The 23,750-nt window shown below is 71.8% G+C and carries 24 protein-coding genes and 1 tRNA gene; 6 read left to right on the forward strand and 19 right to left on the reverse strand.

The genetic code is table 11. From position 1 onward, the window contains the following. The first annotated feature begins 42 nt into the window (after positions 1–42). Entirely contained in the window at positions 43–1,206 is a 1,164-nt protein-coding gene (locus CEB94_RS16995) for a serine hydrolase domain-containing protein (RefSeq protein ID WP_175433044.1), read from the forward strand. 12 nt (positions 1,207–1,218) lie between these two features. On the opposite strand, the gene CEB94_RS17000 is transcribed toward CEB94_RS16995, so the two are convergent. The 4 genes from CEB94_RS17000 to CEB94_RS17015 all read right to left on the reverse strand — a co-directional run bounded on the left by CEB94_RS17000 (position 1,219) and on the right by CEB94_RS17015 (position 3,154). Next, complete coding sequence (locus CEB94_RS17000; protein WP_175433045.1) at positions 1,219–1,494, reverse strand: DUF1876 domain-containing protein; 276 nt, start codon at positions 1,492–1,494, stop codon at positions 1,219–1,221. Between the two features lie 72 nt (positions 1,495–1,566). Further along, positions 1,567–2,412, reverse strand: a complete 846-nt coding sequence (locus CEB94_RS17005) for a DMT family transporter (protein WP_175433046.1) — start codon at positions 2,410–2,412, stop codon at positions 1,567–1,569. Continuing rightward, positions 2,409–2,924, reverse strand: coding sequence for a YbaK/EbsC family protein (locus CEB94_RS17010; RefSeq protein WP_175433047.1), 516 nt, complete (start codon positions 2,922–2,924; stop codon positions 2,409–2,411). The genes CEB94_RS17005 and CEB94_RS17010 overlap by 4 nt, the downstream gene beginning before the upstream one ends. A 44-nt stretch (positions 2,925–2,968) precedes the next feature. After that, entirely contained in the window at positions 2,969–3,154 is a 186-nt protein-coding gene (locus CEB94_RS17015; protein WP_102910814.1) for a hypothetical protein, read from the reverse strand. Positions 3,155–3,244: 90 nt separating this feature from the next. Between CEB94_RS17015 and CEB94_RS17020 the strand changes: the two genes are divergently transcribed. Further along, positions 3,245–4,387, forward strand: coding sequence for a glutathione-independent formaldehyde dehydrogenase (locus CEB94_RS17020; protein ID WP_175433048.1), 1,143 nt, complete (start codon positions 3,245–3,247; stop codon positions 4,385–4,387). 159 nt (positions 4,388–4,546) lie between these two features. Here the strand turns inward: CEB94_RS17020 and CEB94_RS17025 are convergent, their stop codons facing one another. Both CEB94_RS17025 and CEB94_RS17030 read right to left on the reverse strand, forming a co-directional pair. Next, a complete protein-coding gene (locus CEB94_RS17025; protein ID WP_175433049.1) occupies positions 4,547–6,763 on the reverse strand; it encodes an MMPL family transporter in 2,217 nt (738 codons plus the stop codon). 97 nt (positions 6,764–6,860) lie between these two features. Continuing rightward, positions 6,861–7,460 carry a TetR/AcrR family transcriptional regulator gene (locus CEB94_RS17030; protein ID WP_175433050.1) on the reverse strand — a complete coding sequence of 200 codons (600 nt, stop codon included), beginning with the start codon at positions 7,458–7,460 and terminating at the stop codon, positions 6,861–6,863. A 155-nt stretch (positions 7,461–7,615) separates the two neighbouring features. Between CEB94_RS17030 and CEB94_RS17035 the strand changes: the two genes are divergently transcribed. Next, positions 7,616–10,873 carry a S41 family peptidase gene (locus tag CEB94_RS17035; RefSeq protein WP_175433051.1) on the forward strand — a complete coding sequence of 1,086 codons (3,258 nt, stop codon included), beginning with the start codon at positions 7,616–7,618 and terminating at the stop codon, positions 10,871–10,873. Positions 10,874–10,952: 79 nt separating this feature from the next. Here the strand turns inward: CEB94_RS17035 and CEB94_RS17040 are convergent, their stop codons facing one another. The 4 genes from CEB94_RS17040 to CEB94_RS17055 all read right to left on the reverse strand — a co-directional run bounded on the left by CEB94_RS17040 (position 10,953) and on the right by CEB94_RS17055 (position 14,578). Beyond that, positions 10,953–11,171 (reverse strand): hypothetical protein, encoded by a 219-nt coding sequence (locus tag CEB94_RS17040; protein WP_175433052.1) that lies wholly within the window; start codon positions 11,169–11,171, stop codon positions 10,953–10,955. A gap of 76 nt (positions 11,172–11,247) precedes the next feature. Further along, positions 11,248–12,132, reverse strand: coding sequence for an SDR family oxidoreductase (locus CEB94_RS17045; RefSeq protein ID WP_175433053.1), 885 nt, complete (start codon positions 12,130–12,132; stop codon positions 11,248–11,250). Beyond that, positions 12,129–13,052, reverse strand: coding sequence for an alpha/beta fold hydrolase (locus CEB94_RS17050; RefSeq protein ID WP_175433054.1), 924 nt, complete (start codon positions 13,050–13,052; stop codon positions 12,129–12,131). The genes CEB94_RS17045 and CEB94_RS17050 overlap by 4 nt, the downstream gene beginning before the upstream one ends. Continuing rightward, positions 13,049–14,578 (reverse strand): flavin-containing monooxygenase, encoded by a 1,530-nt coding sequence (locus tag CEB94_RS17055; RefSeq protein ID WP_175433055.1) that lies wholly within the window; start codon positions 14,576–14,578, stop codon positions 13,049–13,051. The genes CEB94_RS17050 and CEB94_RS17055 overlap by 4 nt, the downstream gene beginning before the upstream one ends. 131 nt (positions 14,579–14,709) lie before the next feature. Here CEB94_RS17055 and CEB94_RS17060 point away from each other — a divergent pair, with 131 nt between their 5' ends. Further along, complete coding sequence (locus tag CEB94_RS17060) at positions 14,710–15,354, forward strand: MerR family transcriptional regulator (RefSeq protein ID WP_246111818.1); 645 nt, start codon at positions 14,710–14,712, stop codon at positions 15,352–15,354. Between the two features lie 170 nt (positions 15,355–15,524). Here the strand turns inward: CEB94_RS17060 and CEB94_RS17065 are convergent, their stop codons facing one another. Beyond that, positions 15,525–16,349 carry an exodeoxyribonuclease III gene (locus CEB94_RS17065; RefSeq protein WP_175433056.1) on the reverse strand — a complete coding sequence of 275 codons (825 nt, stop codon included), beginning with the start codon at positions 16,347–16,349 and terminating at the stop codon, positions 15,525–15,527. A gap of 39 nt (positions 16,350–16,388) precedes the next feature. Here CEB94_RS17065 and CEB94_RS17070 point away from each other — a divergent pair, with 39 nt between their 5' ends. Further along, a complete protein-coding gene (locus CEB94_RS17070) occupies positions 16,389–16,877 on the forward strand; it encodes a GNAT family N-acetyltransferase (protein ID WP_175433057.1) in 489 nt (162 codons plus the stop codon). Positions 16,878–16,884: 7 nt separating this feature from the next. Here the strand turns inward: CEB94_RS17070 and CEB94_RS17075 are convergent, their stop codons facing one another. The 8 genes from CEB94_RS17075 to galU all read right to left on the reverse strand — a co-directional run bounded on the left by CEB94_RS17075 (position 16,885) and on the right by galU (position 23,003). After that, a complete protein-coding gene (locus CEB94_RS17075) occupies positions 16,885–17,331 on the reverse strand; it encodes a hypothetical protein (protein ID WP_175433058.1) in 447 nt (148 codons plus the stop codon). Positions 17,332–17,482: 151 nt separating this feature from the next. Further along, positions 17,483–17,556, reverse strand: a tRNA-Ala gene (locus CEB94_RS17080). Between the two features lie 82 nt (positions 17,557–17,638). Continuing rightward, positions 17,639–18,853 carry a divisome protein SepX/GlpR gene (sepX, locus tag CEB94_RS17085; protein ID WP_175433059.1) on the reverse strand — a complete coding sequence of 405 codons (1,215 nt, stop codon included), beginning with the start codon at positions 18,851–18,853 and terminating at the stop codon, positions 17,639–17,641. 172 nt (positions 18,854–19,025) lie between these two features. Then, positions 19,026–19,646: a GNAT family N-acetyltransferase gene (locus CEB94_RS17090; protein WP_246112162.1), complete on the reverse strand. Its 621-nt coding sequence runs from the start codon at positions 19,644–19,646 to the stop codon at positions 19,026–19,028. A gap of 23 nt (positions 19,647–19,669) precedes the next feature. Next, positions 19,670–20,170 carry a MogA/MoaB family molybdenum cofactor biosynthesis protein gene (locus CEB94_RS17095; protein ID WP_175433060.1) on the reverse strand — a complete coding sequence of 167 codons (501 nt, stop codon included), beginning with the start codon at positions 20,168–20,170 and terminating at the stop codon, positions 19,670–19,672. Then, the gene (gene moaC / locus CEB94_RS17100; RefSeq protein ID WP_175433061.1) at positions 20,167–20,676 is read right to left on the reverse strand and encodes a cyclic pyranopterin monophosphate synthase MoaC; all 510 of its coding nucleotides are present in this window, start codon (positions 20,674–20,676) and stop codon (positions 20,167–20,169) included. The genes CEB94_RS17095 and moaC overlap by 4 nt, the downstream gene beginning before the upstream one ends. Before the next feature lie 85 nt (positions 20,677–20,761). Then, on the reverse strand, positions 20,762–22,099 hold the full coding sequence (glp, locus tag CEB94_RS17105; protein ID WP_175433062.1) for a molybdotransferase-like divisome protein Glp: 1,338 nt from the start codon (positions 22,097–22,099) through the stop codon (positions 20,762–20,764). A 4-nt stretch (positions 22,100–22,103) separates the two neighbouring features. Further along, positions 22,104–23,003 carry a UTP--glucose-1-phosphate uridylyltransferase GalU gene (gene galU / locus CEB94_RS17110; RefSeq protein WP_175433063.1) on the reverse strand — a complete coding sequence of 300 codons (900 nt, stop codon included), beginning with the start codon at positions 23,001–23,003 and terminating at the stop codon, positions 22,104–22,106. A gap of 168 nt (positions 23,004–23,171) precedes the next feature. On the opposite strand from galU, the gene CEB94_RS17115 reads away from it, so the two are divergent. Continuing rightward, positions 23,172–23,720, forward strand: coding sequence for a 5-formyltetrahydrofolate cyclo-ligase (locus CEB94_RS17115; protein WP_381108458.1), 549 nt, complete (start codon positions 23,172–23,174; stop codon positions 23,718–23,720). Positions 23,721–23,750 lie beyond the last annotated feature (30 nt).

The following is a 23,750-nucleotide window of genomic DNA, read 5'->3' on the forward strand; positions in this document are numbered from 1 at the left end:
AGGGGAGCACCACGGCACAGCGGCGAGACGAGGAGTACGGGCGTGGACGTGCACGGCACAGTGGCCGAGGGCTTCGAGCCGGTGAGGGACGCGTTCGTACGGAACTTCGCCACACTCGGGGACCGGGGCGCCGCGGTCGCCGTCTACCGGGACGGGCAGAAGGTCGTCGACCTGTGGGGCGGCACCAAGGACGTCGACGGCACGGCTCCCTGGGAGCGCGGCACCGCCCAGGTCGTGCGCTCGGCGACCAAGGGGGTCGCCGCCGCCGTACCTCTGCTGCTGCACCAGCGCGGGCAGTTCGACCTGGACGCGCCGGTGGGGCACTACTGGCCCGAGTTCAAGGCGCGGGGCAAGGAGCGGGTGCTGGTCCGGCACGTGCTGAACCACCGCGCCGGGCTGCCGGTCCTCGACCGGCCGCTCACCCCGCAGGACGCCCTCGACCCGCTGAAGGGCCCGGAGGCGCTCGCCGCTCAGGCGCCCGTCTGGGAGCCCGGCACCGGCCACGGCTACCACGCGCTCACCTACGGTTGGCTGCTCGACGAACTGGTGCGGCGCGTGACCGGGCAGGGCGCCGGGGAGTGGCTCGCGTCGCAGGTCACAGGACCGCTGGGGCTGGACCTCTGGCTCGGCCTGCCGGAGTCGGAGGCCGACCGGGTGGGACGCGTGGGCCGCGTCGAGGGGGCCGAGCCGACCGGGGGCCTGCGCGCCCGCCCCAAGCGCTCGGTCACCGAGGCCTACGAGGATCCGGCCTCCCTCACGCGCCGGGCGTTCGCCGCGATCTCCCCGTTCCCGGACCAGAACGACCCCGCCTACCACGCGACCGCCCTCCCCGCGACGAACGCGATAGCGACGGCGGACGGACTGGCCCGTTTCTACGCGACCCTGATCGGCGACACGGCCGGCGCCGCACGGCTCTTCACGCCGGAGACGGTGGACATGGCCCGGGCCGAGGAGTCGGCGGGCCCCGACCGGGTCCTGGTGGTCGGCACCCGCTTCGGCCTCGGCTACATGCTGCACGGCAGCGCCTCGCCGCTCCTCACCCCGGGTTCCTTCGGCCACCCGGGCCGCGGCGGTGCCCTCGGCTTCGCCGACCCGGAGACGGGCGTCGCCTTCGGCTACGTCACCAACGGCTTCCGCAAGACGGTGACGGCGGACCCGCGGGCGCAGGGGCTGGTGCGGGCGGTGCGGGGAGTGCTGGACCTCTAGGGCTGGGTGCGTCTAGACGTGGATGGGGTGGGAGGTCCGGCCGGACGCCTGGTCGATCTCCTCGTGGGCCTTGGTCAGCAACCGCATGGCGAGTTCGTTGAGCGCCCGGGCTCCGGCGATCTCCTCCCCGACTCTCGGCTGATTGGCGTCGGTCCGGTGCCGGCTCGCGTGCCCGTGCGCCCTTACCTCGGTGCCGTCGGGCAGGCGGACCATCGCGGCCGCTCGCGTGTGCTGGTCGTCCTCCGTGAACTCCATCTCGACGTGCCATCCCACTGTGGTGCGCATCATGACCATCACCTCCGGAACGCTTAGTTCCAGGGTGCTCCTCGCACCGGCCGGGCGCACCCGCCTGGCGAACCCCTATCCGGCGTGCAGCATCAGCCCGATCCCGACGACCAGCAGCCCGGCCGCCGCGATCCTCGGCGCGCCGAACCGCTCCTTGAAGAACACGGCCCCGATCGCCGCGCCCACGATGATCGACGACTCGCGCAGGGCCGCGATGGGGGCGAGCTCGGCCCTGGTCTGGGCCCACAGGACGAGGGCGTAGGCGGCGACGGACAGCGCGGCGCCGAGCACCCCGACCCCGGCGAACGGCCGCAGCAGGGTGACGGTCTGCCCGCGCCAACGCCACAACGCATACGCGGGGATGACGACGCCCTGGATCGCCATCAGCCAGGCGATGTACCCGAGGGAGGACCCGGAGGCCCGCACGCCCAGCCCGTCGACGACGGTGTACACCGCTATGGTCAGCCCGGTCGCCAGGGCCGCCCCGATCGCCGCCCAGTCGGGCCGCCGCCCGCGCAGTCCCCACAGGGCAACGCCGGTCAGCCCCGCGCACGACACGGCGATCCCGGCGGCGGCCCACCCGTCGGGCACCTCGTGTGCGAAGAGAGCGGCGAGCAGGGTCACGACAAGGGGCGCGGTGCCCCGGGCGATGGGATAGGCCTGCCCGAAGTCACCCAGCCGGAAGGACGTCATCAGCAGGGCGTAGTAGGCGATGTGGACGGCGGCGGAGGCGAGCAGATACGGCCAGGCCCCGGCCGCCGGGAAGTCCACGAAGGGGGTGAGTGCCAGCCCGATGACGACGCCCCCGCCCGAGATCAGCGCGAAGCCGGCCAGCTTGTCGGTGATCTTGTGGGCGATGGCGTTCCAGCTGGCGTGGGTGACCGCGGCGAGCAGGACAGCGGCGGTGACCAGGGGGGTCACAAGGTGCGCTCGCGCACGTCCACCAGGGTGCCCTCGGCGTGGGCGACGAGGTCTTCGGGGGCCATCGGGAACACGGTGTACGGCGTGCCGGCCGCGGCCCAGACGACGTCGTGCTCCAGCAGGGACCGGTCGGCGAGCACGCGGGTCCTGCTCCGGTGCCCGAAGGGCGGCACCCCGCCGATGGCGTACCCGGTGGTCTCCCGTACGACGTCCACCTTGGCCCGGGTGACCTTGTCGGCGCCGAGTTCCTTGCGGACGAGTTCGAGGTCGACCCGGGAGGCCCCGTCCATGAGCACGAGCACCGGCACCCCATCGGCGGCGAAGATCAGCGACTTGCAGATCTGGCTCAGCTCACACCCGACCGCGGCGGCGGCCTCGGCGGCGGTACGGGTGGCATCGGGGAAGCGGCGGATCTGACTCACGAGATCTCCGAGCCCGAGCTCCCGCAGGGCCTCGGCGAAACGGGGGTGGGCTCCGGAGCCCTCGGCGTCGGTGGCGGCTGTCGTCGTCATGCCCTGCACGCTAGCGGTACGTGTAGAGGACAAGCGAGGCCGTTTCAGCCGGTGGCGTCCTCCGGCCGGACGTCCGCGAACTCCCACCAGGCGAGCGGCAGCCAGTCGCCGTCGACGAAGCCGTCGACGGATCCGCCGGTGCCCTGGATGGCCACACGGGTCCCGACAGGGTAGGTGGTGCCGGACAGTCCGGAGACCGCCACGAGAAGGGTTCCGATACGACGAGACAAAGCCCTACTTCCTTTCTCCTCTGGGTGCAAATCCTCTCATCATGCACCAGCCTGGTATATGAGCTACGGCACAGACGGAGGTGCTTCACCATGAGGGCTGTCGTATACAAAGGGCCCTTCGAGGTAGCGATCGAGCAAGTGGAGGATCCACGGATTCAGCACCCGAACGATGTGCTCGTCCGGGTCACGTCAACGGCCATCTGCGGCTCCGACCTGCACATGTACGAGGGCCGCACGGCCGCGGAGCCGGGCATCGTGTTCGGCCACGAGAACCTCGGCGTCATCGAGGAGACAGGAGAGGGGGTCACCACCCTCAGCAAGGGCGACCGGGTGGTCATGCCGTTCAATGTGGCCTGCGGCTTCTGCAAGAACTGCTCGGCGGGCTACACGGGCTTCTGCCTGACGGTGAACCCGGGCTTCGCCGGGGGCGCCTACGGCTACGTCGCGATGGGGCCCTACACCGGAGGCCAGGCGGAGTACGTACGGGTCCCGTACGCCGACTTCAACTGCCTCAAGCTCCCGGAGGGCACCGAGAAGGAGACCGATTTCGTCCTGCTCGCGGACATCTTCCCGACGGGCTACCACGGCAACGAACTGGCCGACGTGCGCCCCGGTGACACGGTCGCCGTGTACGGCGCCGGTCCGGTCGGGCTGATGGCCGCCTACTCCGCGATGCTGCGCGGTGCGAGCAAGGTGTTCGTGGTCGACCGGGTGGCGGAACGTCTCCAGAAGGCCGAGGAGATCGGCACGATCCCGATCGACTTCACCCAGGGCAACCCGGCGGAGCAGATCAGGGAGCAGACCGACGGCCAGGGGACCGACAAGGGCATCGACGCCGTGGGCTACCAGGCCCAGGCGCAGGGCGAGGACCGTGAGGAACCGGCGATCGTGCTGAATTCCCTGGTCGACACGGTCCGGCCGACGGGCGCGCTCGGCATCCCCGGCCTGTACGTCCCGAGCGACCCGGGCGGTCCCGACGAGCAGGCCAAGAAGGGCATGCTGATGGTCGCCGTCGGACGCCTCTTCGAGAAGGGGCTCCGCATGGGCACCGGGCAGTGCAACGTCAAGCGGTACAACCGACACCTTCGGGACATGATCATCGAGGATCGCGCGAAGCCGAGCTTCGTCGTCTCGCACGAACTGCCGCTCGACCAGGCTTCGTCGGCATACGAGAAGTTCGACAAGCGCATCGAGGGCTACACGAAGGTGGTCCTCCACCCCCAGGCAGCGTAGGAAGCCCTGGCGGGCCGACGGTCACTCGGTGACGTACGCGAGGAACGACTCCCCACATGGCGGAGGCGACCGTCACGTGGGGAGTCCCGGGGCTCTCGAAAGAAGCCGGTGAGGGCCCCGTCCCCACGATGCCCTCACCGGCCGGTCTCTCACGAAGGGTCAGGCGCCGACCAGTTGCCTGTCGCCGTCGTCGTCGCCGGAGGCGGCGCGCAGGCCCTCGCCCTCGACGTCCACATCGGGCAGCGCGCGGTCGAGCCACTTCGGCAGCCACCAGGCCTTGCGGCCGAGGAGGGCCAGGACGGCCGGGACGATGGCCATGCGGACGATGAACGCGTCGAAGAAGACCGCGATCGCGAGGCCGAAGCCGATCATCTTGACCATCGACTCGGACGATCCGATGAAGCCGGCGAAGACGGCCATCATGATGACCGCGGCGGCGGTGACGACCCGCGCGCCGTGCCGGAACCCGGTGACCACGGCCTGCGCGGGGTTCTCGCCGTGGACGTAGGCCTCCCGCATCCGGGTCACCAGGAACACCTCGTAGTCCATCGCCAGGCCGAAGACCACGCCGACCATGAAGATCGGCATCATCGACATGACCGGTCCGGTCTGCTCCACACCCATCAGGCCCGCCAGCCAGCCCCACTGGAAGACCGCGACGACCGCGCCGAGGGCCGCCATCACCGACAGGAGGAAGCCGAGGGCCGCCTTCAGCGGGACCAGGATCGAGCGGAAGACCACGATCAGCAGGAGGAAGGCCAGGCCGACCACCAGCACCAGATACGGCACCAGCGCGTCGTTGAGCTTCTGGCTGACGTCGATGTTCATCGCCGTGCTGCCGGTGACCAGGACGTTCGCGCCCGTGTCGGCCTTGATGCCCGCGCCAGCGTCCCGGATGCCGTGCACCAGGTTCTCCGTCGTGACGGAGGAGGGCTTGGAGCCGGGGATCACGGTGATGGTGGCGGTGTCACCGGCCTTGTTGGGCTGCGCAGGCGTCACCGTCACGACGTCCTTCAGGCCCTTGATCGCGTCACCGGTCTCGGTGAAGACGGCCTTCGGGTCGTCGCTGCCCTTCGCGTCGACGACGACCAGCAGCGGGCCGTTGAAGCCCGGCCCGAAGCCCTCGGACAGCAGGTCGTAGGCGCGGCGCTGGGTGGTGGAGGTGGGCTGGGAACCGTCGTCGGGCAGACCCAGTTCGAGGGAGGCCGCCGGAACGGCCGCCGCGCCGAGGCCGATGACGCCGAGCAGCAGCACCGCGACCGGGCGGCGTATGACGAAGCTCGCCCAGCGCGTGCCCAGGTTCGGCTTGGCCGGCTCGGCCGGCTGGTCCTGCTTCTTCGCCCGGCCGAGGAGCTTGCCCTTCTCCCCCATCGGCTTCACCTTCCGGCCCGCGTAGCCGAGCAGTGCCGGGACCATCGTCAGGGCGATCAGCACCGCGATGGCCACCGTGCCCGCCGCCGCGATACCCATCTTCGTCAGCATCGGGATGTTGACGACGGACAGGCCCACCAGGGCGATGACCACGGTCAGACCCGCGAAGACCACCGCGGAGCCCGCCGTGCCGACGGCCCGGCCCGCCGCCTCCTCGCGCTCGCGGCCCTCGGCCAGCTCGGCGCGGTAGCGGGAGACGATGAACAGCGCGTAGTCGATGCCGACGGCCAGGCCGATCATCATCGCCAGGGTGGAGGTGGTCGTGCCCAGGTCCAGCGCACTGGCCAGGCCCGCGATCGCGGAAACGCCGATGCCCACGCCGATGAGCGCCGTCAGCAGCGGCAGGCCGGCCGCGACCAGCGAGCCGAAGGTGATGACCAGGACGACCGCGGCGACCGCGATGCCGATGATCTCGCTGGAGCCGGTGTGCGGGACGGCCTGGAGCGCGTCACCGCCGATCTCGACGGTCAGCCCGGCCTTGCGCGCGTCCTGCGCGCTGTCCTTGAGGGCGTCCTTCGCGGCGTCGTCCAGCTCCATGCCGGAGACCTTGTACGACACCTGCGCGTAGGCGATCGTGCCGTCCTTGCTGACAGCCTTCGCCTGGTACGGGTCGGTGACGCGGACGACCTCGGAGCCGTCGGACAGCTCCTTCACCGTGTCCTGGACCGTCGCCTTGTTGCCGGGGTCGGTCATCTTCTCGCCACTCGGCGCCTTGAAGACGACGCGTGCGGTGGCCCCGTCGGCACTGGTGCCGGGGAAGCGCTGTTCCAGCAGGTCGAAGGCCTTCTGGGCCTCGGTGCCGGGGATGGAGAACGAGCTGTTGCCCGCGGTGGGGGCACTGGCCGCGCCGACACCGGCGAGGGTCAGCAGGGCCACCCATATCAGGGCGACGAAGTGCCGCCGCCGGAACGAGAGCCGGCCGAGTTTGTAGAGGAAAGTGGCCACGAGGGCGTACTCCCGGTCAGTCGTGGGGTCTTCAGGGCAGGGGTGATCAGCCCGACGACGTGAGCGGATACGTCAGGTAGGGGCTAGCTGAGGGGGACTACTCGGTGGGTATGCCGAGGGCGGGGAGGACCACGGCGTCGATGTACGAGATGAGGAACTGCCGCGTCGGCGGCTGGTCGTCGATCAGCGTGCGCGTCGCGAACGCGCCGATGAGCATGTGCATGACGTAGTCCAGCGCCGGGCAGTCGGCGCGGACCTCGCCTCGGTCGACGGCCCGCCGCACCACCCGGTGGAACTCCTCCATCTCCGGCTCCACGAGGAGTTCCTTGAACGCCTGGAGGAGGTCCGGATTGGCGTGCACCGCCATGAACAGGCCCCGCATCAGCGCGGCGTTCTGCTGCATGGTGCAGTCGTCCTCACGGGAGGTGAGGGCGTGCAGGTCGCCGCGCAGGGACCCGGTGTCGATGTCGGAGATGTTGCCCGGCTTGTTGTGCCGGATCGCCTTCGCCACCAGCTCGGGCTTGCCGCCCCACTGGCGATAGAGGGTGGCCTTGCTGGACCGGGTGCGCGCGGCCACGGCGTCCATGGTGAGGGCGTCGTAGCCGACTTCGCGGAGCAGGTCGAGCACGGCCGCGTAGAGCTCGGCCTCACGCTCGGGGGTGATCCGACTGCGACGCGCGGTGGCGACCTCAGCCATCTCTCTCACCTGCCTGACTCCGGACGACACGGTTTCGTACGTGACGAAGGTAGCGCACCCCTCATAGAAACGAAACCGTTTCGTACGTGTGCTGGGTCACGGTGGCCGCTTTGTCATAACTTGCTGCGCTTCACGCCCGGGCAAAGCATGGTCAGGTGACCTATCTGCGTCTGCCGCACCTCCATGACGACCTGTTGTGCTTCGTGGCCGAGGACGACCTCTGGCTCGCCCCGCTCGACGCCCCCGGCCGGGCCTGGCGGATCACCGTCGACCGCACCAAGGCGGGCCACCCGCGCTTCTCGCCCGACGGCCGCCACCTCGCCTGGACGAGCTGGCGCAGTCTGGTGCCCGAGGTCCATGTCGTCCCGGTCGACGGCGGCCCGGGCCGCCAGGTGAGCCACTGGGGCAGCGCCGACACCCGGGTCTGCGGCTGGACCCCGGACGGCGAGATCCTCGCCGTGGCCTCGCACGGCGAGCCCTTCTCCTACTTCACCTGGGCCTACAAGCTCTCCCCCGGCGGCGACCCGGGCCGCAAACTGCCCTGGGGGCCGGTCGCCGACATCCAGGTCGCCGACGTGGACGGGGAGCGCAGGTCCCTGCTCCTCACCGGCACCCCGCCGCACGAACCGGCCTCCTGGAAGCGCTACCGCGGCGGGGCCATGGGCAGGCTCTGGCTGCACGGCGAACGGCTGCTGGAGGGCCTCGGCGGCCATCTGCACTCGCCCATGTTCGTCGGCGGCCGCATCGCGTTCCTCTCCGACCACGAGGGCGTCGGCAACCTCTACTCCTGCGCCTACGACGGCTCCGGCCTGCGCCGGCACACCGACCACGACGCCTTCTACGCCCGGCACGCCGCCAGCGACGGCACCCGGGTGGTGTACCAGTGCGGCGGCGACCTGTGGCTGGTGGACGACCTGTCCCCGGACTCCGAGCCGCGCCGGCTGGACGTACGGCTGAGCGGGCCGCGGGCGGGGCGGCGCCCCTACCAGGTGGCGGCATCCCGGCACGTCGACGGGCTCTCGGTCGACGAGACCGGGCGGGCGAGCGCCGTCGTCGTGCGCGGCAGCCTGTACTGGCTGACCCACCGGGACGGCCCGGCCCGCACCCTCACCGACACCCCCGGCGTCCGGGTGCGGCTGCCGGAGATGCTCGGCGGGAGCGGGCGGGTGGCGTACGTGACGGACGCCGAGGGCGAGGACGCCATCGAGATCGCCTCCCTGCCCCGGGCCAGCGGCGACCGGGCGCCCCGCAGGCTCGCCCCGGGCGCGCTGGGCCGGGTGCGCGAGCTGGTCTCGGACCCGGAGGGCGAGCGGCTGGCGGTCGCCTCGCACGACGGCCGGCTCCTCCTCGTCGACGTCACCGAGGACTCCGACGGCGAGGTCACCGAGCTGATCCGGTCGGTCAACGGGCCCGTGCGCGACCTCGCGTTCTCCCCGGACGGGGCGTGGCTGACCTGGTCGCACCCGGGCGTCGGGCGGAGCCTGCGGCAGATCAAGATGGCCCGGCTCGCCGGAACGGCGGAAGGGGACCGGCTGGTCGTCGACGTCACCAACGGCCGCTTCGAGGACGAGAACCCGGTCTTCACGCGCGACGGCCGCTACCTCGCCTTCCTGTCCTGGCGCGGCTTCGACCCGGTCTACGACGTGCACACCGGCGACCTGTCCTTCCCGCTGGGCTGCCGCCCGTACCTCGTGCCGCTGTCCTCCGCGACGCCCTCCCCGTTCGCGGTGAACCCGGAGGGCCGCCCGGCCGCCGGGGGCCTGGACCCGGTGGAGGACGACGAGAACGGGGACAACGGGGCGGTGACCGTCGAGGCCGAGGGGCTGGAGAGCCGCGTCACGCCGTTCCCGGTGGCCGCCTCCAAGTACTCGGCGCTGCACCCGGTGGCGGGCGGCGGGCTGGTGTGGCTGCGCTGGCCGATCTCGGGCGCCCTCGGCGAGACGTTCGCCAACCCGGACGACACCAGCGGCCGGCCGACCCTGGAGCACTTCGGCGTCACCAAGGCCAGGAAGTCCGAACTCGCCCAGCACCTCGATTGGTTCGCGGTCAGCGGCGACGGCAGCCGGCTGGTGATCGTCGACGAGGGCGAGCTGCGCGCGGTCCCCGCCAACGAGCCGGGCGACTCCGACTCGACGGTATGGATCGACGCGCGCCGCATCCTGCACACGGCCGACCCGGCGGCGGAGTGGCGGCAGGCGTACGAGGAGGCCGGGCGGCTGATCCGGGCCTACTTCTGGGACCCGGGCATGTGCGGCATCGACTGGGACGGGGTGCTGGACCAGTACCGCCCGCTGGTCGAACGGGTCGCGTCTCCCGACGAGTTCGCCGACCTGCTCCGCGAGGTCCTGGGCGAGCTGGGCACGTCCCACGCCTACGTCACCGCCGCCCGGCGCAACGAGGGCCCGCCCCACTACCAGCGCCGGCAGGGCCTGCTGGGTGCCAACTTCGTACGCCGGGACGGCGGCTGGGCCGTCAAGCGGATCCTGCTCGGCGACTCCTCCGACTCCAAGGCCCGCTCCCCGCTGGCCGGCGCGGGCATCCGGGAGGGCGCGGTCCTCACCCATGTGGACGGCCGCCCGGTGGATCCGGACGCGGGCCCGTACCCGCTGCTGGCCGGTGCGGGCGGTACGACGGTGGAGCTGACCTTCGACCCGGCGGAGGGCCCGGCGGAGGGCGGGGGCCCGCCCCGGCGGGTCGCCGTCGTCCCGCTCGTGGACGAGCGGCCGCTGCGCTACCAGGACTGGGTGGCCAAACGCCGGGCGGTGGTACGCGAGTTGAGCGGCGGACGCTGCGGCTATCTGCACATCCCGGACATGGGTGGTTCGGGCTGGGCGCAGTTCAACCGCGACCTGCGCATGGAGGTGTCCCGCCCCGCGCTGATCGTGGACGTGCGCGGCAACGCCGGCGGTCACATCAGCGAGCTGGTCATCGAGACGCTGAGCCGGACGATCCTGGGCTGGGACCTGACCCGTGACGCCCAGCCGGTGTCGTACACCTCGAACGCGCCCAGGGGCCCGGTCGTGGCCCTGGCCGACGAGGCGACCTCCTCCGACGGCGACATGATCACCGCCGCGTTCAAGCTGCTGAAGCTCGGCCCGGTCGTGGGGCAGCGCACCTGGGGCGGAGTGGTCGGCATGACCGGCCGCCACGAGCTGGGCGACGGCACGGTGATCACGGTGCCGATGAACGCGGCCTGGTTCGACGCGTACGGCTGGTCGGTGGAGAACCAGGGCGTCACCCCCGACATCGACGTCCTGCGCACCCCACTGGACTGGGCCGAGGGGCGGCACGCCCAGCTGACCGACGCGGTGGAACTGGCGCTCGGGCTGCTGGAGACCGACCCGCCGGCGACGCCGCCGAACTACGGCGACGTACCGGACCGCTCCCGCCCGAAGCTGCCGCCCAGGACGTGAACTCCCGGGGCCGGGACGTGACAGACAGGGGAAAGGGGCGCCCCGCACGGGGACGCCCCAGTCCGCTCAGCACGCAACGTCAGGCGTCGAAGTCCTGGTCGAAGCGGTCCTCCTGCTCGCGCTCACGGTCGCGCTGCGGCTCCGTGCGCTCACGGTCGCGCTGCGGCTGCGAGGGGTCCATGTCCTCGTCACGCCGGCGGCTGCGCCCCGGCACCTGCTCGCGAGCCTGGTCCGCCTTCTGGCGAGCCTGGTTCTGCCACTGCTCGGACTTCTCCTGGAACTGGTCCTTCATACCCATGTGGGTTCACTCCCGTTGGGGGTGAGGGGATCTGGCTCGTTCAGATTCACACGGGTCGTGACGCTGCGCATGTCGATCACTCACGGAGCGTGTTCCGCTGCTGTTCATCGGCCGCTCCACCGGCCCCGACCAGGCCCGTGCGCATGCCCGTCAGCCGGTCCGCGAACCGTCGCATCTCGCGCTGGCCCACCGTCCCGATGACCCCGGGCAGATAGCCGCGCACGCCCTGCATCCCGCGCAGCCACCACTGCCCGTACACATGGCTCGACCGGCGCTCGATCCCCTCCACGAGCCGGTCCACGGCCGGCCCCAGCGGGTACGTCTTGTTGGACGGCCAGGGCAGCCGCTGCCTCAACTCCCGCATGACGTCGTCCTGGTCGGCCCCGCGCACCATGTCGGTGTCGGTCCACGAGAGGTACCCGACGCCCACCTTCACGCCCCGGTGCCCGACCTCGGCACGCAGGCTGTGCGCGTACGCCTCCACGCCCGACTTGGACGCGCAGTACGCGGTCATCATCGGCGCCGGGGTGATCGCGGCGAGGGAGGCGATCTGCAGCAGATAGCCCCGGCTCCGCGTCAGCAGCGGCAGGAAGGCGCGGGCCGTCACCGCCGAGCCGATCAGGTTGACGTCGATCACCCGCCGCCAGGACTCCGGGTCGGAGTCCGCGAACGGCCCGCCGGTGGCGACACCGGCGTTGGCGACGACGATGTCGACCCGGCCGAAGCGTTCCTCGACCTCGCTCGCGACACGGGCCATCGCCTCGTGGTCGGTGACGTCGGCGTGCCAGTGGTCGCTGTCGCTGTGCAGCCGCCCGGAGACCTGCTTGAGCGCGTCCGGCTCCAGGCCGACCAGCGCCACCTTCACACCGCGCGCGGAGAGCTTGCGGGCCAGCAACTCCCCGACGCCGCGCGCCGCCCCGGTCACCACGGCGACCTTGCCTTCGAGGCTCACCCTGCTCATGCGCTCTCCTCGGATACGACCTGGATGTGTGTGCGGACGAGCTCCCGGATGGTGCCGGTGACCAGTTCGGGCGCCTCGATGGGCGTCATGTGGCCGATGCCGGGCAGTTCGGCGATCCCGGTGCAGTGCGGCAGCGCGGCGGCCAGGGCCCGGGCCTGCGCCGGCGGCGTCAGCCGGTCCGCCGTCCCGACGATCACGGCCGTGGGCACGTCCAGCTCCCGCACGCCGTGGTCGAGGTCGAGCAGATCCAGCACCTGCGACCAGGCGTGGCGGACCTTGCGGGGGCAGGCGTGCACGATCCGCGCGCACGCCTCGATCATGTGCGGGGCCGAACCGGGGCCCATCGTCCCGTACTTGAGGATCCGGCGGGCCAGCGGCGTGACCGGCCCGAGCGGGGCGCGGGAGCCGAGGATTTGCCGGGTCAGCCAGGTCCGCACCCGCCCGGCCCGCAGGGGGACGACGGTGGAGGCCGCGACCAGCTGCGAACTGCCCGTGCTGCACAGCAGGACGGCGGCCGCGTGCGCGCGGAAAGCGGCTCTGCCGGAGGCCGCCATGACGGTCATCCCGCCCATGGAGTGCCCGGCGACCACGGCCTGTTCGCCAGGCGCGAGGGCGGCCTCGAGGACGGCTTCCAGGTCGTCGGCGAGTGCGTCGGAGCTGCACGCGGGGGTCGCGGGGCTGCGCCCGTGGCCGCGCTGATCGTAGGCGATGACCCGGTGGTCGGCGGCCAGGCCGCGGATCTGCGCCGCCCAGAAGGCGGTGGAGCAGGTCCAGCCGTGGGCGAGGACGACGGCGGGCGCGCCCTCGGGCCCGTGGACCTCGACGTGCAGCCGGGCGCCGTCAGCCGATACGGCGGTCAGTTCGCGCGCGGGGGCGGGCGGGGCGTACGGCCCGGAGTCGACGGACAGCAGACGGCTCACGCGTCCACCCCCGCCTTCTTCGCGGCCTTCTTCTGCGTCTTCTCGGCTACGGGGGCCCGCAGGACGTCGTACTCCGCGAGGTCCACCCGCCTGGTCGCCCGCCGGAACTCGCCGGTGGTACCGGGCCAGATGGTGGTGTTGCGGCCGCTCGCGTCGAGGTACCAGCTGGTGCAGCCGCCGGTGTTCCACACGGTGCGCTTCATGCGCTCCTGCACCCGGTGGTTCCAGGCGCGCACGGCGTCCGGGCGGGCGTCGAGGGCGACCCGGCGGCCGAGGACGTCGAGCTGGCGGACGTAGTCGGCGAGGTAGTTCAGCTGGGACTCGATCATGAGGATCATCGAGGAGTTCCCGAGGCCGGTGTTGGGCCCGATGACCGTCATCCAGTTGGGGAAGCCGGCCGCCGAGGCGCCGCGCAGGGCCTCCATGCCGCCCTTCCAGGTCTCGGCGAGGGTGCGCCCGTCGGCGCCCACGACCCGGTCGGCGATGGGCATGTCGGTGACGTGGAACCCGGTGCCGAAGACGATCGCGTCCACCTCGGCCTCACTGCCGTCGGCGGCCACCAGAGTCGAGCCGCGGACCTCGGCGAGGCCGCTCGTGACGACGTCCACATTCGGCTGCGCGAGCGCCGGGTAGTAGTCGCTGGACAGCAGGATCCGCTTGCAGCCGATGCGGTAGTCCGGGGTGAGCTTCGCCCGCAGGGCCGGGTCCTTGATGGAGCGGGCCATGTTGCGCCGGGCCAGGTCCTCGACGAGGCCGAGCTGCCCCGGATGCTTGGTGAACGCCTGGACCTGCAACTCCCGGATGCCCCACAGCAGTCCGCGCCTGATCTGCGAGGTGAAGGGCAGCTGCCGGTGCATCCACCGCTCGGCGCCGCTGATCGCCCGGTCCATGCGGGGCATCACCCAGGGCGCTGTGCGCTGGAACAGGGTGAGCCGGGAGACATCGGGCTGGATCGACGGCACGATCTGGGCGGCCGAGGCGCCGGTCCCCACCATCGCGACGCGCTTGCCGCGCAGGTCGTAGTCGTGGTCCCAGCGGGCCGAGTGGAACACCTTGCCCGGGAAGGACTCCAGCCCGGGGATGTCCGGCACCTTCGGGTCGGACAGCGGCCCGGTGGCCGACACGACCAGGTCCGCCGACAGGTTCCCGCCGCTGGTCTCGATGTCCCAGCACAGCCGCTCGGTGTTCCAGCTCATCCGCTTCACCTCCGAGTCGAAGCGGATGTGCGGCCGCAGCCGGAACACGTCGGTCACGTGCTCCAGGTAGGCGCGGATGTGCTCCTGCCCCGAGAAGGTGCGCGGCCAGTCGGGATGGGGCGCGAAGGAGAACGAGTACAGATGCGACGGCACGTCACACCGGCAGCCCGGGTAGCTGTTGTCCCGCCAGGTGCCGCCGACACTGCTCGCCCGCTCCAGGACGACGAAGTCGGTGACACCCTCGCGGCGCAGCCGCACGGCGGCCCCCAGCCCGCCGAACCCGGACCCGACCACCGCGACCCGCACATGCTCGTGTTCGCGCTCGCCCATGCCGACACCTCCACACACCACGAGAACCATGCCAGTGAACACTGGCGCAATGGGAGCGTAGGGCAGCGGCGTACTGATGGGTAGGGGGCGGGGCCAGGAAAGTTACCCGTGGTACGCCTTAAGGTGCCCAGGTGGCCGAGAAGCGTGAATACCGCATGGAAGAGCTGGCCCGCCTCGCCGGGATCACGGTGCGCACCCTGCGCTTCTACCGCGAACGCAAACTGATCCCGCCACCCCGCCGCGAGGGCCGCATCGCCTGGTACGACGACCACCACCTGGCCCGGCTGCGCACGATCACGGCCCTGCTGGAGCGCGGCCACACCCTCAGCGGCATCGCGGAACTGGCGGAGGCCTTCGACCACGGCCGGGACGTCGGCGACCTGCTCGGCGTCGGCGGCCCCACCGAGGAGGAGCCGGTCCACCTCACCCCCGAGGAACTCGCCGACCACTTCGCGGGCGAAGCCACACCGGAGAACCTCGCCGCCGCGATGGAACTCGGCTACCTCGGCACCGACGGCGAGGAGATCGTCCACATCAGCCGCCGCCTCCTGGACGTCTCCTCGGCCCTGGTCCACGAGGGCATCCCGCTCGCGGAGGTCCTCGGCGCGGCCAAACAGGTCCGCACCCACGCCGACGCCCTCGCCGAGCTCTTCACCGCCCTGGTCCTGCGCCACGCCTCCGCCCAGGACCTGCCCCGCCTGCGCCCACTGGCCCGGAGCGTGGTGGAGGCGGAACTGTCACTGGCGCTGGACCGGAGGATGACCCGCCAGGGCTGACGTCCGAGTCCGGCGCCTGAAAGCCGCCCTCGCCTTCTGCGTCATTCACCCGATCGAGGCACGTTCCACGCAAAAGATACCTCCCGCCTGACCTTCACCATCGACCCACGTCCCTGAGCTGTCTCACGGCACCTGGGGTGCGCCATGGGGTTGGCGCACCCCAACCCGTGTCACATCTCGAAGACGACCGTCACGGGAGCGTGATCCGACCACCGCTTGTCATGGCTGGCGGCCCGCTCCACAAACGCCTTGACCGCCCTCTCCGCAAGCCCGGGGGTCGCGACCGCGAGATCGATCCTCCAACCCGTATCCCGCTCGAAGGCACGCCCCCGGTACGACCACCAGGAGTACGGCCCCTCGGTGTCCGGGTGGAGCGCCCGGACGACATCGACGCATCCGCCGTCCGCCAGGTCGAAGACGCGGGTCAGCCACTCCCGCTCCTCGGGCAGGAACCCGGAGTTCTTGGTGTTGCCGCGCCAGTTCTTCAGGTCGGCCCGCTGGTGGGCGATGTTCCAGTCGCCGCAGACGAGCACCTCGCGCCCCTCGGCGGCGGCACGCTCCCGCAGCCCCTTGAGGTAGGCGAGGAACTCCCCCATGAAGCGTTCCTTCTCGTCCTGCCGCTCGGTGCCGACCTCGCCGGAGGGAAGGTAGAGGGAGGCGACGGTGACGCCCGGCAGGTCGGCCTCGACGTACCGCCCGCTGCCGTCGAATTCGTCGGACCCGAAGCCGATCCGCACCCGGTCGGGCTCGCGGCGGCTGTACAGGGACACCCCGGCGCGTCCCTTGGCGGCGGCCGGCGCGTGCACCACGTGCCACCCTTCGGGCGCACGGACGTGCTCCGGCAGCTGCTCCGGCTCGGCCCGCACCTCCTGGAGGCACAGCACATCGGCTTCGGACTCCGCGAGCCACTCCACGAAGCCCTTCTTCGCGGCGGCACGGAGCCCGTTCACATTCACAGAGGTCACAGTGAGCACCCCGGCACGATACCGGCACACTGGACGAGGTCCAGTTCCGGATCGAATACCGTAGCGGCCATGCACATACGCCGGGTCTCCTTCGACCACCCCGACGCCATGAAGCTGAACGACCAGGTCCAGGCCGAGTACGCCGTCCGCTACGGCGACGACGGCGACGCCACGCCCATGGCCGCCGCGGACTTCGACCCGCCGAACGGCGTCTACCTGATCGCTTACGACGAGCACGGCACCCCCGTCGCCTCGGGCGGCTGGCGCGCCCAGGACGCCAACGACGAGGGCAACGTCGACGGCGACGCCGAGCTCAAGCGCATGTACGTGGTCGACGGCATGCGCGGCCGGGGCCTGGCCCGTCGCATCCTGGCCGCCCTGGAGGAGGACGCCCGCGCGGCCGGCCGCATCCGCATGGTCCTGGAAACCGGCACCAAGCAGCCCGAGGCCATAGCCCTGTACACGTCCAGCGGCTACGAGCCGTGCGCCAAGTTCGGCTACTACCGCCTCTACGACTCGAGCCGCTGCTTCGCGAAGCCACTCCGGCCGGCCCGCTGACGGGAGCTCAGCGACCGCCCCGGCCGCGGCCCTTACCTCGCGCCGCGCGCTGCCCGCGGTGCCGCCACCACTCGGTGACCGAGCCGGTCTCGCCCCGCCGGTGCGGCGGCACCAGCGCCTTCGGCCAGTTGAACCAGGCGATCGTCATATGCAGCACCATCCAGGGGAGCGAGCCGAGGACGAAGACCGCACCGACATGAACCACCCACATCCCCGCGCCCTGCGGGGCAGCGATGCCGACGGCGACACCGATCGTCAGGCAGACCAGGAAGGCGGCGAGGGCGACGATGCCGCGCTCGTGCCCGCGTACGACCGACGGGTTCAGCGAGTACCCGTACTGGATGTCGGGCGCCCGGCCGGAGCCGATCCAGTGCAGCCACGCCGCCCGGACGAAGAACAGGTTCATCCCGCCCGCCAGGATGGCGGCGAACGCGTCGGGAACGAGGTGTGCCACAGCACCTCCGCGGTGAGCGCGTCTGACGGATGCACCAGTGTCCGCGGTGAGATCGTCAAGAAGATCCACGGCCGGGCCAAGCTTGGGCAAGTTTGTGGCGCTGAACACACGTCAGAGCCCGGTCGGTTTCCCGACCGGGCTCTGAGCTGCGTGGACCTGAGGGGATTTGAACCCCTGGCCCCCTCGATGCGAACGAGGTGCGCTACCGGACTGCGCCACAGGCCCTTGCAACGAGTGAAACTTTAGCACCCCGATCGGCCTGCTTGGAAATCCGTTCCCCAGGGGCGGTCACCTGCGGGTTCGCGGGCTACTCGTTGGCGGCCCGGGGCCGATCCCCGTCCTCGTACTGGTCGAACAGCGGCGTGCGGCCGCGCTCCCGGGCCCGCCGTGCGGAGGCCGCCCTCCGGGCGTCGGAGCGGCCGTCGCCGTCGCCCGCGTCCTGGGCGGAGTGGTCCGGCTCGCCCGGGTGGTCGGCGGCGCCGGAGTCGTTGTCCGTGTTCGGGGCGACCGTGCTCGACCGGGCCGAGCTCCAGGTGTCGGGGGCGCCGAGGTCCACGTCGCTGGTGGCCCGCGGGGCGACCGGGGCCGTCACGTACGTCGGCAGGGGCACCGGCACCGGCTCCCAGCTGTCGCCGCCCTGCCCCGGACGCCGCTGCCGCTCACGCTGCTGGTCGACCCACTCCGCGTGGTCGGTCTGCTCGACGAGGGCGCGCCGGTCCGCCGCGAGGGCCGACAGGCCGGGGTCGGTCACCGGCTCGGGTCCCTCCTCCGGTTCGCCGATCTCCTCGTCGGCCACGGGACGCCGGCGGGGCTGGCGCTGCCGCTCCCGCAGGCGCTGGGCCGCGACCTCGGCCATGCGGCGGTCCATCTGGTACGCGAACCGGCGGCGCTCCTGGGAGCGCAGGTACGCGATGTAGACGCTGAGCATGACCGCGGGCCCGCCGGGCGCCCACAGGAAGGCGAGTCCCCCGACCGCGGCGACGATCGCGCCGAGCGTGAAGGCGAGGAACAGCATGGTGGTGGTGCGCCGACGGCGCGCGAGCACCTTCGAGCGCCGGGCTCGCGCCGCGGCCGCCTGGTCCGCCTGCGCCGAGGCGCTGCGCCGGGCGGCGGGCACCCGTTCCCGGGGACGCCCGGAAGCCGCCGCGTTCGGTGCGGGCGACTGGCGGGCCGGGGGCTCGGGGGCCGCCGGGCGGGCCGGGGGCCCGGGGGCGGGCGACGGTACGGGTGCCTGGGTCTGCGGACGGGTCTTGGACACGGCGAAGGCCCGGACGTCCACCGAGTCGGTGACGGAGTCCAGGTCGTCGGCGTCCCGCTCCTCCTCGTCGGTGGAGCGCGCCCGCAGGTCCTTGGCGTACCGGCGCTCCATCCCCGCCCGTCCGGACAGCAGCCGGATGGCGGTGCTGAAGCGTTCCGTCGGACGGGCCTCGTTCAGCTCGTCCTGCCTACGGAGCCACATGGGCACCAAGTAGGCGGCCCAGGCCCCGACAATGACTGCGTAGATGAGGCCGCTGCTGCTCACGTCTCACACCGTAGAGGGGTTTGCGTGAGGCCATCTGCCAATTGCGCCGGTGTGTCGCACGATCTGGCTGATATTTCGAACTTTTCTTGTGATCGATGCGATCAGCAGACCACCCAGCCCGGGAATTCATTGCCCTGAGACGGTCATCGACCGATCAATTTCGAACACTTATTCAATTTCCGGGGTGGTGCCGCATTCCCGGATTACTCTGCGATCGTGCCCGCTGCCAGCGTCTCAGCAACCCGTCCGGCACCTCTTCCGCCGTGAGCGCGAAGACGAGATGGTCGCGCCAGGCCCCGTCGATGTGGAGATAACGCGGCCGCAGACCCTCCTCGCGGAATCCGAGTTTCTCCACGACCCGGCGGCTGGGCCCGTTCTCGGGGCGAATGCAGACCTCGATGCGGTGCAGCCCGACGGTGCGGAAACAGTGGTCCGTGACGAGCGCCACCGCCGTCGGCATCACACCGCGGCCGGCCACGGCCTCGTCCACCCAGTAGCCGACGTGGCCCGAGCACATCGAGCCCCAGGTGATCCCGGCGACCGTCAACTGCCCCACCAGCCGCCCCTGGTACTCGATGACGAAGGGCAGCATCCGGCCCGCGTTCGCCTCCGCCCTCAGGTGGCGGACCATCTGGCGGAAGGTCGGGCGGTGCGTCATCGGCCCGCCGGGCGAGGGCGGCGGAATCGTCGCCTCCCAGGGGCGCAGCCAGTCGCGGTTGCGCCGGTTGACCTCGCGCCATGCCCGCTGGTCGCGCAGCTTTATCGGCCTGAGGACGAGGTCTCCGTCCACCAGCTCCACGGGCCAGGATGGGCTGTTCAGCTCGCACCCCCACTGCCGGGTCTGGGGTGGTCGCCGCCCCGGAGCTGCTCGACTGCGTGGACGAGCAGCGGTTCCAGGACGGCGAGGCCGTCCTTCACGCCGCCGCTGGAGCCGGGCAGATTGACGATCAGCGTGCCTGCGGCCACTCCGGCCAGGCCCCTGGAGAGCGCCGCGGTCGGCACCTTCTCCCGGCCGAACGCCCGGACGGCCTCGGCGATGCCCGGCACCTCGTGGTCGATCACGCGGCGGGTCGCCTCGGGGGTGCGGTCGGTGGGCGAGATGCCGGTGCCGCCGGTGGTGACGATGACGTCGTAGCCGGCGTCGACACCGGCGCGCAGGGCGGCCTCGACGGGGTCGCCGTCGGGGACGACCTGGGGGCCGTCGACCTCGAAGCCGAAGCGCTTGAGGCCGTCCGAGATCAGCGGGCCGCCCTTGTCCTCGTAGATCCCGGCGGCAGCCCGGTTCGAGGCCGTGACGACGAGCGCGCGGTAGGTCATGCCCTGCTCCAGTCGCCCGACTTGCCGCCTGTCTTCTCCTCCACCCGTACGTCCGTGATGACCGCTCCCTTGTCGACCGCCTTGACCATGTCGATCACGGTGAGCGCGGCGACGGAGACCGCGGTGAGGGCCTCCATCTCGACACCCGTGCGGTCCGTCGTCTTCACGGTGGCCAGGATCTCCACGGCGTCGTCCGCGACCGACAGGTCCAGTTTCACACCGGACACCGACAACGGGTGACAGAGCGGGATCAGGTCGGGGGTGCGTTTGGCGCCCATGATCCCGGCGATCCGCGCGGTCGCGAGGGCGTCGCCCTTGGGGACACCCTCGCCGCGCAGGAGCTCGATCACGCGGGGCGAGACGAGAACGCGTCCGCTGGCGCGGGCGGTGCGCGCGGTCACGTCCTTCTGCGACACGTCGACCATGCGGGCGGCGCCCGCCTCGTCGATGTGCGTCAGCCGGTCCTGCGTAGGGCCGTCGTGCGGGGGTGGGTCCTGCGTGCTCATGCTGTGTGGCGCTCCCGGTCCGGGCCCGTCGCGGTGCGGCGCACGGGCCTGCTGTGCGCGACACGGTACCCCCAACCAGCGGCTCTCAGCCGAGCAGGACCACCTCGACCTCGGTGCCGGGCTCGACGGAGACGGTGTCCTCGGGGACGGTGATCAGGGCGTCCGCGTGGGCGAGGGCGGCGACCAGGTGGGACCCGGCCCCGCCGACCGGGGTGACCTTGCCGTCGGCGTACGTGCCGCGCAGGAACTGCCGGCGGCCCTTCGGGGAGGTCAGTGCCTTGTCGGCGGCCAGCGTCGCCCGGGCCGTCGGGCGGTGGACGTCCCGCAGGCCCATGAGGGCGCGGATCGCGGGACGGACGAACAGTTCGAAGGAGACGTACGACGACACCGGGTTGCCGGGCAGGGCCAGCAGCGGCGTGTGGTCGGGGCCGATGGAGCCGAAGCCCTGGGGCTTGCCGGGCTGCATGGCGAGCTTGCGGAAGTCGATGCCGCTGCCGGCCTCGTCCTCGTCGCCGACGTGGGACAGCGCCTCCTTGACCACGTCGTACGCGCCGACACTCACACCGCCCGTGGTGACCATCAGGTCGGCGCGGACCAGCTGGTCCTCGATGGTGGAGCGCAGGGTCTCGGCGTCGTCGGCGACGGCGCCCACGCGGTAGGCGATGGCGCCGGCGTCGCGGGCGGCCGCGGTGAGGGCGAAGCTGTTGGAGTCGTAGATCTGACCGGGGCCCAGTTCCGTGTCGGGCTGGACGAGTTCGCTGCCGGTGGAGAGCACCACCACGCGCGGGCGCGGGCGTACGCGGACGGTGCCGCGGCCGATCGCGGCGAGCAGGGAGATCTGGGGCGGGCCGAGGATGGTGCCGGCCTCCAGGGCGCGGTCGCCGGCCTTCACGTCGCTGCCCTTCGCGCGCACGTGCGCGCGGGCCTCTGCCGGGCGGTACACCTGCACCTGCCCCGTGGCGCCCTCGGGGCCGAGGCTGCGGGCGCGCATCCCGCGCGCCGGGCCCTCGCCGAGCCCGCCGTCGGTCCACTCGACGGGCACGACCGTCTCGGCGCCGGGCGGCAGCGGGGCGCCGGTCATGATGCGGGCGGCCTGGCCGGGGCCCACGTGGAGCAGTTCGGACTGGCCCGCGGCGACGTCCCCGACGACCTCCAGGGCCGCCGGGAACTCCTCGCTCGCGCCCGCGATGTCCGCGACCCGTACCGCGTATCCGTCCATCGAGCTGTTGTCGAAGGGCGGCAGGGACACCGGCACCGTGATGTCCTCGACGAGGACGCAGCCCTGGGCGTCGAGCAGCTGCAGCTCGATGGGTTCCAGGGGCCGGACCGTGGCGAGGATGTCCTCCAGGTGCTCGTCCACCGACCACAGGTGGTCGGGGCCGGCGTGGTCCTGGCCGGTGACGTGGGGCGCGGCGCTGCTCAACGTGCTACATCTCCTCGGCTACGTAACTGCGAAGCCAGGTCCGGAAGTCCGGGCCCAGGTCTTCACGTTCGCATGCGAGTCGGACAATGGCACGCAGGTAGTCACCGCGGTCGCCGGTGTCATAGCGGCGGCCCTTGAAGACGACGCCGTGCACGGGGCCGCCGATCTTCTCGTCCTCGGCGAGCTGCTGGAGGGCGTCGGTGAGCTGGATCTCGCCGCCGCGGCCCGGCTCGGTCCGGCGCAGTATGCCGAAGATGTGCGGGTCGAGGACGTAGCGGCCGATGACCGCGTAGTTGGACGGGGCGTCGGCCGGGTCGGGCTTCTCGACGAGGCCGCTGACCTGGACGACGTCGCTGTCCTCGGTGGTCTCCACGGCGGCGCAGCCGTAGAGGTGGATCTGCTCCGGGGCGACCTCCATGAGCGCGATGACGCTGCCGCCGCGCTGCTCCTGGACCTCGACCATGCGCTGCAGCAGCGGGTCGCGGGGGTCGATCAGGTCGTCGCCGAGGAGGACGGCGAAGGGCTCGTCGCCCACGTGCGGGGCGGCACACAGGACGGCGTGGCCGAGGCCCTTGGGGTCGCCCTGGCGGACGTAGTGCATGGTCGCGAGGTCGCTGGACTCCTGCACCTTGGCGAGACGGCCGGCGTCGCCCTTCTTCTGAAGTGCCGATTCGAGCTCGTAGTTACGGTCGAAGTGGTCCTCGAGGGGGCGCTTGTTGCGGCCCGTCACCATGAGGACGTCGTCGAGACCCGCGGCGACCGCCTCCTCGACCACGTACTGGATCGCGGGCTTGTCCACAACCGGCAGCATCTCCTTGGGAGTGGCTTTGGTGGCCGGCAGGAACCGGGTGCCGAGGCCTGCTGCGGGAATGACAGCCTTGCTGATCCGAGGGTGCTGAGTCATGTCCGCCACCCTATCCGGTGCCTTTGCATGGAATCTGCGGCTCCGGTTCATAGGCGCTCATATGAGCGTATTGCGACGGTACGGGAGCAACCATTGAGGCCTATCGCACGTCCGGGCGAGCCTGACAAGCGGAGTTTGCGGCGCGAGATCCTCGCGGTGAGGAACAGGTTGACGGCGGATGACCTGCGGGAAACGTCGGCCGCGCTGGCCGGGCGGGCGCTGGAGCTGCCCGAGTTGGCGAGGGCCGGGACGGTCGCGGCGTATGTCTCCGTGGGGAGCGAACCCGGGACGCTCGCGCTCCTGGACGCGCTGCGCGCCCAGGGCGTGCGCGTGCTGCTGCCGGTCCTGCTGCCCGACAACGACCTGGACTGGGGCGCGTACGCGGGCGAGGGCTCCCTGGCGCGTGTGCAACACGGAGGCAGGATGGCCCTCTTCGAACCCGCGGGCGAGCGCCTCGGGCCGGACGCCGTGACCACCGCCGACGCCGTGCTGCTGCCCGGGCTCGCGGTCGACGCGCGCGGGATGCGGCTCGGGCGCGGCGGCGGCTCGTACGACCGGGTCCTGGCACGGCTGGACCGGGCCGGGGCCCATCCCGCCCTGGTGGTGCTGCTGTACGACTCCGAGGTCGTCGAACGCGTCCCCGAGGAGCCGCACGACCGGCCGGTACACGCGGTGGTGACACCGTCGGGCGTACGGCGGTTCCGCCAGGAGCCCTGACGCGAAGCGGCCCTCCACGCACGCGTGGAG

This window comes from Streptomyces hawaiiensis (genome assembly GCF_004803895.1).
In the GTDB taxonomy this organism is placed as follows: domain Bacteria; phylum Actinomycetota; class Actinomycetes; order Streptomycetales; family Streptomycetaceae; genus Streptomyces; species Streptomyces hawaiiensis.